Annotated in this window: 12 protein-coding genes; 11 read left to right on the forward strand and 1 reads right to left on the reverse strand. The window is 60.8% G+C overall.

Annotated features, from left to right (window positions below; translation table 11 throughout):
• Positions 1–44 precede the first annotated feature (44 nt).
• The 6 genes from lepB to recO all read left to right on the forward strand — a co-directional run bounded on the left by lepB (position 45) and on the right by recO (position 5,839).
• Complete coding sequence (gene lepB / locus NKI24_RS03000) at positions 45–794, forward strand: signal peptidase I (RefSeq protein ID WP_352449002.1); 750 nt, start codon at positions 45–47, stop codon at positions 792–794.
• A gap of 4 nt (positions 795–798) precedes the next feature.
• A complete protein-coding gene (rnc, locus tag NKI24_RS03005) occupies positions 799–1,524 on the forward strand; it encodes a ribonuclease III (RefSeq protein WP_352743278.1) in 726 nt (241 codons plus the stop codon).
• Positions 1,521–2,447, forward strand: a complete 927-nt coding sequence (gene era / locus NKI24_RS03010; protein ID WP_023677765.1) for a GTPase Era — start codon at positions 1,521–1,523, stop codon at positions 2,445–2,447. Before rnc ends, era begins: the two co-directional genes overlap by 4 nt.
• Positions 2,448–2,815: 368 nt before the next feature.
• Positions 2,816–3,520 carry an antitoxin Xre/MbcA/ParS-like domain-containing protein gene (locus NKI24_RS03015; RefSeq protein WP_352743280.1) on the forward strand — a complete coding sequence of 235 codons (705 nt, stop codon included), beginning with the start codon at positions 2,816–2,818 and terminating at the stop codon, positions 3,518–3,520.
• A 361-nt stretch (positions 3,521–3,881) separates the two neighbouring features.
• On the forward strand, positions 3,882–4,970 hold the full coding sequence (locus NKI24_RS03020; RefSeq protein ID WP_352743282.1) for a porin: 1,089 nt from the start codon (positions 3,882–3,884) through the stop codon (positions 4,968–4,970).
• A 116-nt stretch (positions 4,971–5,086) separates the two neighbouring features.
• Positions 5,087–5,839 carry a DNA repair protein RecO gene (gene recO / locus NKI24_RS03025; RefSeq protein ID WP_352743284.1) on the forward strand — a complete coding sequence of 251 codons (753 nt, stop codon included), beginning with the start codon at positions 5,087–5,089 and terminating at the stop codon, positions 5,837–5,839.
• 23 nt (positions 5,840–5,862) lie between these two features.
• Here recO and NKI24_RS03030 read toward each other — a convergent pair whose 3' ends face one another.
• Positions 5,863–6,879: a COG3904 family protein gene (locus NKI24_RS03030; protein ID WP_352743285.1), complete on the reverse strand. Its 1,017-nt coding sequence runs from the start codon at positions 6,877–6,879 to the stop codon at positions 5,863–5,865.
• Between the two features lie 64 nt (positions 6,880–6,943).
• Between NKI24_RS03030 and NKI24_RS03035 the strand changes: the two genes are divergently transcribed.
• From NKI24_RS03035 to NKI24_RS03055, 5 genes are all read left to right on the forward strand, one after another.
• Entirely contained in the window at positions 6,944–7,105 is a 162-nt protein-coding gene (locus tag NKI24_RS03035; protein WP_352743287.1) for a PaaI family thioesterase, read from the forward strand.
• Positions 7,106–7,189: 84 nt separating this feature from the next.
• A complete protein-coding gene (locus tag NKI24_RS03040) occupies positions 7,190–9,892 on the forward strand; it encodes a DUF2339 domain-containing protein (RefSeq protein ID WP_352743289.1) in 2,703 nt (900 codons plus the stop codon).
• A 36-nt stretch (positions 9,893–9,928) separates the two neighbouring features.
• Complete coding sequence (locus NKI24_RS03045; protein ID WP_352743291.1) at positions 9,929–10,225, forward strand: DUF6572 domain-containing protein; 297 nt, start codon at positions 9,929–9,931, stop codon at positions 10,223–10,225.
• 192 nt (positions 10,226–10,417) lie between these two features.
• Positions 10,418–10,936 (forward strand): sigma-70 family RNA polymerase sigma factor, encoded by a 519-nt coding sequence (locus tag NKI24_RS03050; RefSeq protein WP_352448995.1) that lies wholly within the window; start codon positions 10,418–10,420, stop codon positions 10,934–10,936.
• Positions 10,933–11,727: an anti-sigma factor family protein gene (locus NKI24_RS03055; RefSeq protein WP_352448994.1), complete on the forward strand. Its 795-nt coding sequence runs from the start codon at positions 10,933–10,935 to the stop codon at positions 11,725–11,727. Before NKI24_RS03050 ends, NKI24_RS03055 begins: the two co-directional genes overlap by 4 nt.
• The last annotated feature ends 173 nt before the right edge of the window (positions 11,728–11,900 follow it).

Raw genomic sequence — 11,900 nt, forward strand, 5'->3', positions numbered from 1 at the left:
GCGCGCCGAGACTCTATACCATCCAACGCACAATCGAGGACGACATGAGCGTGGCTGAAAAAACCCAGAAGAAATCCGGCGGACTTGGCGAAACCGTCAGCGTCATAGTCCAGGCCCTGCTGCTTGCGCTGGTCATCCGCACGCTCCTGTTCCAGCCGTTCTCGATCCCGTCCGGGTCGATGCGGCCGACTTTGCTCGAAGGCGACTATCTCTTCGTCACCAAGTGGTCCTACGGCTTCTCCCGCTATTCACTGCCGTTCGGGCCGAACATCTTTTCGGGCCGCATCTGGGGCTCAGAGCCGAAGCGCGGCGACGTGGTGGTGTTCAAGTTTCCGCCGGATCCTTCTGTCGATTATATCAAGCGTGTCGTCGGCCTGCCGGGCGACAAGATCCAGGTCAAGGATGGCCAGCTCTTCATCAACGATGTGGGTGTGCCGCGCGTCAAGGTCGGGCAGATCGACAACCACGACATCACCGAGGAGAACGGGCCGGTCGATGTCTATCGCGAGACGCTGCCGAACGGCGTCAGCTACGACACGCTCGACCTGACGCAGGCTTCGATCGGCGACAATACCAAAGAGTTCAAGGTGCCGCCCGGTCACTATTTCATGATGGGTGACAATCGCGACAACTCGTCGGACAGCCGCTTCACCGTCGGCTTCGTGCCGGACGAGAATTTGGTCGGCCGCGCCAACCTCATTTTCTTCTCGATCGGCGGCAGCGCCAGCCCGCTCGAAATCTGGAAATGGCCGTCACTGATGCGCGCCTCGCGCCTGTTCCATTTCGTCAATTAGGGCCATGGCGGCGACGAAACGGCTGACCGCCGATGCGCTCGCCGAGGCGCTCAGGGAGCGCACCGGCCACAGTTTTGGCGACCATCAGCGCCTGCAGCGGGCGCTGACCCATGCCAGCGCTCGCGGCAGTCACGCCGGCATCGACTACGAACGTTTCGAATTCCTGGGCGATCGCGTTCTCGGCCTTGTCGTTGCCGATATGCTGCTGGCGGCATTTCCCGACGCAGCCGAGGGTGAGCTGTCGCTGAGATTGAACGCTCTGGTCAACGCTGAAGCCCTGGCGGAAATTGCCGAGGAGATCGGCCTGCCGGAACTTATTCGCGCCGGTTCGGACGTACGCGGCCTCGACGGGCGCAAGCGCGTCAATCTGCGCGCCGATGCATTGGAATCGCTGATCGCCGTGCTCTATCTCGACGGAGGGTTGGAAGCGGCCCGTGCCTTCATCCACAAATACTGGCAGCCGCGCTCGCAAGCCATTGACGCCGCCCGTCGCGATGCGAAAACCGAACTCCAGGAATGGGCGCATCAGGCGGCAGGCGCAGTGCCGGTTTACACAATCGACAGCCGCGAGGGACCGGACCACGATCCGCTGTTCACCGTTAGTGTCAAGGTCGGCGCCTATCCGCCGGCGACCGGCAACGGGCGCTCCAAGCGCGAGGCGGAGCAGGCTGCAGCCGCGGCACTTCTGCAGCGGGAAGGCGTCTGGCTCAATCAAGGGAGTGCCGCATGACCGCCACCGAAGCTCCGGCAACAGAAGCTCCCGCTACCCGCTCCGGCTTCGTCGCGCTGATCGGCGCGCCCAATGCGGGGAAATCGACGCTGGTCAACCAATTGGTCGGCGCCAAGGTGTCGATCGTGACGCACAAGGTGCAGACCACGCGCGCTATCGTGCGCGGCATTGCCACCCACAACAACGCGCAGATCGTCTTCGTCGACACGCCGGGCATATTCAAGCCGAAGCGCCGGCTGGACACCGCGATGGTGACCACAGCGTGGGGCGGTGCCAAGGACGCCGATATCGTGCTTCTCTTGATCGATGCCGAGCGCGGCATCCGGGGCGATGCCGACGCCATCCTCGAGCGGCTGAAGGATGTCCGGCAGCCGATGGTGTTGATCCTCAACAAGGTCGATCGGGTCAAGCACGAGACGTTGCTGGCATTGTCGGCGGCAGCCAACGAAAGGGTGCCGTTCAAGCGCACCTTCATGGTTTCGGCGCTGACCGGGTCCGGCTGCAAGGACCTGCTCGACTATCTCGCCGAGACCTTGCCGGCCGGCCCCTGGTACTATCCGGAGGACCAGATCTCCGACCTGCCGATGCGCCAGCTCGCGGCCGAGATCACCCGCGAAAAGCTCTATCTCAGGCTGCATCAGGAACTGCCTTATTCCTCCCACATCGAGACCGAGAAATGGGAAGAGAAGAAGGACGGCTCGGTGCGCATCGACCAGACAATCTATGTCGAGCGTGACAGCCAGAAGAAGATCGTGCTCGGCCATAAGGGCGAGACGATCCGCGCCATCGGCCAGGCCGCGCGCATGGAAATCGCAGGCATACTCGAGCAGAAGGTGCACCTCTTCCTGTTCGTCAAGGTGCGCGAGAACTGGGGCGACGATCCCGAGCGCTACCGTGAAATGGGGCTCGAATTTCCGCACTGAGCCTGTTTGGGCGATCCGCAGAGCGGCCTGTTGGCCGCCTCAGGATTCTGAGCGGTCGCCGGGGTGCCCGATCGGTCGACTTGCATCTTGAACAGCCGCCGAATCAATCCGGGAGGCCATGCGCCAGCCATGTCGAGCCGACCCGTTCCTTATTGGTACCGGCGCGACGGGAAATCCTGAGCGGGTTCTGAGAAATTTCCGATATTTCATGCAAAATCGGCCAGTGGATCGAATGGAACTCCTGCCGATACTGCGACCGTGCGTGGTTCCCGTTTGTCGTCTCTCCGTCATACACCCTGCCTATAGGCTGTGCGAAAGACCCGCTTCCGAGCAAACCGGAACAGGCGGGCAAGCAGCCAGATCAGGACATGACCGGGACTTGGAATCGCATCGACCCCATCCGTCAGATCGAGTTTGCAAACGCCGTCGCTGTTGAGATCGAGCGCGTGCTGGCGCGGCAAGGCAAGGTGACGAACAGCGATGCGGTCGTTGCAGCGGGCAGGGTCGCCGGCGCCGTTGCCGCCGCCGTCGCTTTGCTTGCGCCGACCGACATCAGTGCGATCGACACCATGCAGGAAAGATTACCCGGCATGGCGTCGCGTTTCGTGCGGATATTGGCAGCCGAAGCTGCGGAACGCCGTGCCCGGACGCATCTGTCGACGGCGCACGAAGGCCAAGGGGCAGACATCCAACGCCTGGCCGGAACGGGCGACCTCGACTCGATGCGGGTCGAGGACTGGGCCGGTCGGGTCGCCGGGTCGACGTTCCTGCAGCAAAATCTCGGCATATCGCGCTCGACCCTGCATCGCTGGCAGCGGAGCGGCACGGTCGTTGCGTTGCGCACCGGTGGCCGCAAACATGTATTTCCCCTGGCCCAGTTCATCGACGGCAGGCCGGCGTCGGGTATCAAGGAAGTGTTATCCGCGATGCCCGATCCACGGCATGCCTGGTCGTGGCTGATCGGCCCCGCGCCCGGCCTCGCCGGACGTATTCCCATTGAAATGCTCAAACGGGATCTGGTGGCGGAAGTCGTTCTTGCCGCACAGAACGCAGCGATGGCGAAGTCGGCTTGATCTCGCTGCCAACGTTAGAAGTCTATTCCAAAAAAAGAACACGTAGAAGGAATGTATGTCGGATTCGTATCGGCTTGCCGGCTAATGCCATAAGTATATTTTTGTACAATTGTGACAGTGTTTCGTTTGTGCCGGGGCAAATGTGAAGAAAATATTAAGTGATATTTGTGCAACATGAATTTATTATGTTGTACAAACATTGATTATTTCTGGAATCGTCATTGAGACTGGAATGCTGACGAGTATGTTCGTCGCCTGAAGAGGGGGTGCGGTGCGCGCCTTTTTCGACGTGGGCGAGGCGTTGAGCCGTTCAACCCATGAATCCAAAGCCATTTTTAACTTTGACTGGAGAGGTCAGAAAATGAATATCAAGAGCCTTCTTCTCGGCTCAGCCGCGGCATTCGTCGCGGTCTCCGGTGCGCGCGCCGCCGACGCTGTTGTGGTCGCCGAGCCGGAACCCGCCGAATACGTCAAGATTTGCGACGTCTACGGCGCCGGCTACTTCTACATTCCCGGCACCGAGACCTGCCTGCGCATCGGCGGCTATGTCCGCTATGACGCCAGCTTCGGCGACGCCGGCCGCGTTTTCGATGGCGCGACGACACATGACCTTTTGGACGGTGACGAGCAGCAGACCTGGAACAAGAATGCCCGCTTCAATTTGAAGACGTGGACCGGCCAGGAGACCGAGCTCGGCACGTTGAAGACCTATACCGAGACCCGTTTCAACTTCGGCAACACCAAACACACCGTGAGCGGTGTTGATTTCAGCATGCAGGACAACAAGGCGGTTACCCTGAACTTCGCCTGGATCCAGCTTGGAGGTTTCCGCGTCGGTAAGGATGAAACTGTCTATGATTCGTTCATCGGTTACGCCGGCAGCGTCGTCCAGGACACTATCATTCCTTACGGCACCAAGGACACCAACCTGATCAGTTACTATTTCGACGGCGGTAATGGCTTTACGGCAGTCGCCTCGGTCGAAACGGGCTCCGGCGCTGACCAGTCGATCGACAGCTACGTTCCGTTTGTCGTCGGCGGCGTGAAATACAAGGGCGACTGGGGTGCGATCACCGCGGTCGGCGCCTATAACAGCACGTCGGAAGAATGGGCCGGCAAAGCTCGCCTCGACGTCAAGCCGATTACTGACCTGACCATGTTCGTGATGGCGGGCTACGGCAGCGACGACAACGTCGCGAAGAACTTCTACAAGCCGTGGACTGGCAACTTTGCCGTCTGGGGCGGCGGCAGCTATGCCGTCAACAAGAAGACCTCTTTGAACGCCCAGGTCTCCTATACCGACGACCAAGACTTCGCCGTTGCGGCCAACGTCGCCTACACCATCGTTCCTGGTTACACGATCACCGCCGAAGTCGATTATTACGACAATTTCGATGCCGAAGATGCCGACGCAATCGGCGGCATCTTCCGCTTCCAGCGCTCGTTCTGATCAAACGACGATCTCGCAAAAACGGCCCGCAGCGATACGCTACGGGCCGTTTTGGTTTGGCGGCGGATACGTCGCTCATCTTGATTTCGCCATCCAACCGGTGACAAGCTCTCGTCATGGAATGGCACGACGAGGGAATCATTCTCGGCACCCGCAAGCATGGCGAAACCAGCGCCATTCTCGAGGTGATGACGCGCGCGCATGGCCGCCATCTCGGTCTCGTGCGCGGCGGCCGTTCGCGCAAACAGCAGCCTGTCTTGCAGCCCGGCAATCGCGTCGACCTGTTGTGGCGGGCGCGGCTCGACGAGCATCTCGGCACCTTCCTGATCGAGGCTATCGAGATGAACGCCGCCCGGCTGATGGACAGCGCCGTTGCCGTCTACGGCCTGCAGACGATGGCCGCGCATTTGCGTCTTCTGCCTGAGCGTGACGCCCATGGCGGCCTTTACGAGACGCTTGCGGTGATGATCGCTCATCTCGACGATGCCGATGCCGCCGGCGAGCTGGTGGCCCGCTTCGAGCTGCTGGTACTCGACGAACTCGGTTTCGGCCTCGATCTCAGCCAGTGTGCGGCGACCGGCACCAGGCAGGACCTTGCCTATGTCTCGCCGAAATCCGGCCGGGCCGTGTCGCGGGCGGCGGGCGCGCCGTGGCGCGACAAGATGCTGGCGCTGCCTGCCTTCCTGCAGCGCGGCTCCGGGCTGCGCGCCGATCCGGCGGCGATCGAGGACGCCTTCCGGCTGACCGGCTTCTTTTTGACCCGCCATGTCTACGAACCGCGCGGCATCGAGCCTCCCGGCGCCCGCGCCGGGTTTCTTGCCGCCCTGCGCAGGCATCATGCGCAGCACAAGATGATCAACACCGGATGAAGTAGAATTTTGTCTGAAGACAATCACTGAGAAGTCGAAAACATTTTGTATAGGGCATCCAATTTCTCCCGGCCGCCTTCCGTTGACATGGCCGAAATTCCCAAGAAAATTGGTGCCTCATTGGAAATTCTGATTTGGACGCCAAAACTGTTCGATCTCGATAGCAGTTCAGCTTCATCATTGGTAAGTTTGCACATAACTATCACGTAGATACCATTTATAGATCGAGAACATCTTGTGGAAATATCTACTCTTATGTCTTCGTCGTTAGCTATGATTTCTACCAACCCAAATTCCGTGAGTTCAGCTTGTCTCCCCATAGATTCGATAACAGCAAAAAATACAAACCCACCATCTTTTGCATAGCCAAGCAAAACTTTATGATGACCAAACATAGAATCTCTAACGCCGCGTACATAAATAAAATCAGGGAGTAACTCTGTGCTCCAAGTTACATTGGTCATTCCACCGGTGATGATTTGCACGGAGTGAAGTTCGTCTTCACTAAGCAGTCTTATATCCGAATTGATAACCGATGACGATAATTCAAGAAATTTTTGAGATATGCCCATGTCGGCAATGTATTTGGCTATTTTTGCAGACAAGATCTGTGACTTCCCTATGTGGGCTGGCGAAGGGTCTTGAAAAGAAAATTGATGGACGCCAAATTTTGCACCGTCGGAAAAATATCGGAGTCTGCCTCCGAGAATAATCAATGTGGCAGCACTCGCGCATATACCTGGTATGAGTTTTCGTGGTTTAATAAATTCAGAGGGCTTTTCGTGGTCAAGGACGTATTGGCCGATTGAAGTTTCGAACCACGCATCCCGGATAAGTCGACCGATTCCTATCGCCGCTTCGACGTCGCCGCCGCCTGAATTGATGTAGACGCTAGTGCGGGGAGGGGGACCAGCCTGTCTTAGGAAACCTTGAAACATGGAGTCATCGCCAGGCTCAATCGCCCCGAAGATGTTGATAGAATAAAACCCGCCGAAGGCTTCTTCAATCTCGCTCTGGGGATTGGTATATTCGAACTTCAAAGTCCCCTCCTAGCTCGCATGTTGGTCTGGTTTTGTCGGAACCAGTTACCTGAACCGAAATCTGTTGACCAGCTTGTCTTCGCCAATGGTGTGCGAGGGCAAAGTGGTGCACAAGGGCCGCACGCTGACGGTTTCGGAAGCGGCGCTGAAGGACGCCAACGGCAAGCTGCTGGCTTTCGGCACCGAAACATGCTCGATCTTTCCGGCCAATCTGGCGGCACGTTGAATGGACCGGCCGTTTGGCCGCCGCATTTGAATGTCACTGAACATTGAATGTCAGTGACAACTGGCCTGGTTTGGGGGAACCGCCATGTTTGAAAGCCTGATTGGCCTCGTCGCCATCATCGCGCTGTTCGTCATCATTTCACGCCAGCAGAGCCGCATCGGCCTGATCGAGCGCGAGCTTGGCGCCTTGCGCAGCCTTGTGCTTTCGGGCACGCCTGCGCTGCCGCCGCAAGCCAAGGAACCGGCTGTAAACGACAGCAAACCGGCGGATGCCGCAATCCCGCTTGCGGTCGCAGCCGACATGGCCGTATCGCCACGGCCCGCAGCGGTCGTGTCAGCTACAGAGGCCGATGCCGATAGAACGGCGCCGTCCGCGCCGGAGTCGGCGCAACCGGCGGCAGCGGCGAAGGCAGCTCGCCAGTCCGACGTCGAAACGGCGCTCGGTACCCGCTGGGCGGTCTGGGTCGGCGGCATCGCGCTGGCGCTAGGTGGCTTGTTTCTGATCCGCTACACCATCGAGGCCGGCATTTTCGGGCCACGCGTGCGGCTTGTCATGGCGGCGGCACTCGGGCTGGTGCTGGTCGCCGGCGGCGAGTTCATCCGGCGCACCGGCTTCAGGGTGCCGGTGCAAGGTGCTGCCGGTGCCTATATCCCGGCGATCCTGACGGCGGCCGGCGCTTTCATCCTGTTCGGTACCGTCTACGCCGCGTACAGCATTTACGGCTTCATCGGCCCGACGCTCGCTTTCACGCTGCTCGGCGCCATCGGGGTGGCGACGATCGCGGCAAGCCTGGTCCACGGTCAGGCGCTGGCCGGCGTCGGCCTGCTCGGTGCCATGGTGACGCCGCTGCTGGTCGCCTCGCAGGCGCCCAATCCGTGGGCGCTGTTCGGCTATCTGGCGATCGTGCTCGCCGCCACCTGCGTCATTGCCCGCATCCGCGACTGGAGGCTTTTGACGGCCGCAGCCTTCGTCGCCACGGGGATCTGGACCATCTTCTATATGACCGACGCGCCGGGGGCGAACCTTGCCGTCATCCTCTTTATCGACGGGGTGACACTGGCCGTGCTCGCCTTCGTCTGGCTTGGCCGCCGCGACGATGCGGGCGCCGGCAGCGGCTTCGACTGGCCGTCGATCGCGCCGGGCTTCTTCGTCGGCCTTTCGGCGCTGGCCCTGTTTGTCGATCCGGCCTTCGTCGCCATCCGCGGTGCATTGCCGGGGGCCGCCCTTGTCGCAGCCCTGGTGGCGGTGGCGCTCTACCGGCCGCGGGCGCTTGCACTGCTGCACACCGCCGGGCTGGCGACGGTACTGGTCTATCTCGGCATCATTCCGCCGACCACGATCGCTTCAGATTTTTCGGGTGGCGCTCTCGGCGTCGACGGCATGCCGGTCGTGGCGTCCGATGCCTTGATGTTCAGGGTCGGCATCGCTCTCGGCCTGGTCTTCATCGGCGCCGGCTTTTGGGCGGCGCGCCGTTTTGCGGCCTCTGGCTGGCTGCGCGCCGCCGCATGGGCGGCCTGGAGCGCTGTCGCGCCACTGGTCATCCTGCTGGCGCTCTGGTCTGCCTTCGGCAATCTCGACCGTGACCTTGCTTATGCGGCGGTCGCAGCCGTTTTGGTCGGCGTCTTCGTCGCCGGCGGCGAATGGATAGCGCGCGGCGAAGCGCCGCCGCTGACCGGCGGCGCTGCCGTCTCCTTCGCGCTCGGCGGCGCGGCGATTGCCGGCCTGCTGATGCTGCACATGGCCTTCGGTTCAGGCTGGACAACCATCCTGCTCGGAGCAGCCGCCGTCGTGCCGGCGCTGGCGACGCGCTGGCGCAGCTATCCGGTGCTTGGCTGGATTTCCGTTGGTGCGGTGATTGCAGTGCTCGGCCGCGCTGCCTTCGACCCGACCATCGTCGGTGCCGAGTTCCTGTCGAAGACGCCGGTGTTCAACTGGCTGCTGCTTGGATATGGCGTGCCGGCGCTCGCTTTCGGTTTTGCCGCCTGGCAGCTTGCCCGAACCACCAACGGCCGACCGCGCCTCGCAATGGAGGCCGGCGCCGCGCTGTTTGCCCTGCTCACCGTCGCGATGCTGGTGCGCCATGCCATGCATGGCGGCGTCATCGATACGGCTGCTGCGACGCTTGCCGAACAGGCGATCTACACGCTGATCGCCATCGGTGCCGGTGCCATCCTGGTCGCCATCGACATGCGCTCGCCAAGTTCGGTGCTGCGCTACGGCTCGATTGCAGCGGGCGTGGTCTCGGTCGCGTTCATCGTCCTCCAGCATTTTCTGGCGCTGAACCCCTTGCTGACGGACGAATCGACCGGCAGCATTCCGGTGTTCAACCTTCTGTTGCTCGCCTACCTCTTGCCGGCGGTCGCGACAGGCGCACTGGCGCTCTATACCCGCGACAAGCGGCCGAAATGGTATGCGGCCATGCTGGCGGTTGTGGCGGCGGTGCTCGGCTTCGCCTATGCTACGCTGTCGGTAAGGCGCTTGTTCAAGGGCGAGTTCATCGGCCTTTGGAGCGGTCTCGGCCAGCTCGAGACCTATACTTATTCGGCGCTCTGGCTGGTCATCGGCGTGATGTTGCTCACCGCCGGTGTCTGGCTGAAGTCCCAGGTGCTGCGCATAGCGTCGGCGGCGCTGATCTCGGTCGCCGTGCTCAAAGTCTTCATCTTCGACATGTCCGAACTGGAAGGCGTGTTGCGGGCGCTGTCCTTCATCGGCCTCGGCGCGGTGCTCATCGGCATCGGCCTGTTCTATCAGCGGCTGCTGACAAGGGCGGCGAGAGAGGTAAATTAGTGTGAGTCTATGATCACGGGAAAAGGCTATTGACAGATGGCTGTTCAGCATACGGACGTCGTGGATATTGTCGCAAAAGGCAAAAATGGTGAATATTTGCTCAGCATTGTAGATGATCTCGATTGGGATGATGTAGAAAATCATCTTGTGCTTCTAGAGAATAAACTGAATCTATATTGTGTTTTCGTTTTAGAAGGGCTACAAAGAACATCCGGATGCTGTGGGGCGACCCGTTATGATTTCGGTGGCATTGTTGTCTATTATGCCAGCCGAGGTACAATGGTTCTTTACCGCAGCTGCGGTATCAGTCGAAAAGGCCGGATTGCAATTTGAAGTTCAGCACCTCTCGAAGGGGAATTTGTAGAGGGGTCTTCAGGTGGGGATCGGCCGGGAATAAACCTGCCGCTGGCAGCGTTATTCAGTTGCTTGGGTGACCGGGGCGGCGGACCGCTTCGCGCTGGCCGCTTGCGCCGCGCCGCGAAGGCGCGTTCAATCACCACGGACAGGGCTCCAGAACCAGCGGTCATGGACGAAAAGAAGGCAGCAATCCTTGGCGAAATACCGCGTCTGCGCCGCTATGCACGCTCACTGTTGCGCGACCGCGATTCCGCAGACGATCTCGTCCAGGATTGTCTCGAGCGGGCACTCGTGCGGCTCGACAATTGGCAGACAGGGGAAAGCCCCAGGAGGTGGCTGTTTACGATCATGCATCATTTGTTCATCGATCAGATGCGCAAGGTGAACCGGCGCGGCGAGGCGGCGATGCTGCCGCTCGAGGCAAGCGAGGCGCAGGCAGCACCCGCCGAGCAGATCGAGAGCATCGCTTCGCGCGAGATCGTCGACGCGCTGCAGGCGATAAGCCCTGACCGGCGCGCGGCACTTGTGATGGTCGCCATCGAAGGGTTTTCCTATGCCGAAGCCGCCAACATCCTTGGGGTTCCCGCCGGCACCTTGATGTCGCGCATCGCGCGCGGGCGTGAGGAACTGCGCGCGCTGCTGGATGATACCGCGCGCCGCCGATCGATAAGGATCGTCGAGAAATGAGCCGGCGCGATTTCTCCGAACGCGACATCCACATGGCTCTCGATGGCGAGTTGCCCGGCGATGAGCGGACGGCCTATGAGGCATGGCTCGAGGCCAATGCCGAGATGAAGGCCAAGAGCGCACGCTACGCCGCCGACCGGGCAGCATTGCGCGCAGCCTTTAACGGCGTGCTGGACGAACCCGTCCCGGTGCGGCTGAGCAAGGTGGTGCTTGGCGAGGCGCCGGTGGTCAGAGTGTCGCCATCGCGCTCGCATTGGTGGCTTGCGGCCGCCGCTGCCGCCATGCTGGTGATTGGCGGTGCTGGCGGCTATCTTGCCGGCATCGGCGGCCTCGGCCTGGAAAATACGGCCGAGGACCAGCTTGCCGAAGAGGCGATTGCCGCCCACGTCATCTATGCCGCTGAAAAGCGGCATGCTGTGGAAGTGCCGGCAAGCGACAAGGATCATTTGCAGAACTGGCTGTCGAACCAGGTAGGTTTGAAGCTCGTCGCGCCAGATCTGGCGGCGCAGGGATTCCAACTGGTCGGTGGCCGGCTGCTGCCTGCCGGCCAGGGCAAGGCCGCGATGCTGCTTTACGAGGACGACAAGGGCGAGCGCATTTCGCTCTTCGTAATCGCCGAATCGGCGGCCAAGGCCAAGGGCACCTATGGGTCCGAGGAAAATGGTCCTGAGGCCGTCTACTGGCTGGACAAGGGTTATGGCTGCGCCGTCGTCGGATCGCTGCCGCGCGAGCAGCTGGCTGCGGTGGCCAAGAGCGCCTATGGCCAGCTTCTGGCGGGCTTGAAAAGCTGAGCAGGAGCTCGTTTTTCTATAGCCGCGCCGATGCCGAAACACGAAGGTCGTTTCAAAGCCTTTGCGCGACCTGCCTGCCTTGAAAACTGTCACAATTCGGCCCTAATCGAGGTGCGATAGCGCTTGCTGAATGCTGGCACTTCGGCTGGTGTGACCGATGTTTAGACTAGGGC

It is taken from the genome of Mesorhizobium sp. M0701 (genome assembly GCF_040320365.1).
Lineage (GTDB): Bacteria > Pseudomonadota > Alphaproteobacteria > Rhizobiales > Rhizobiaceae > Mesorhizobium.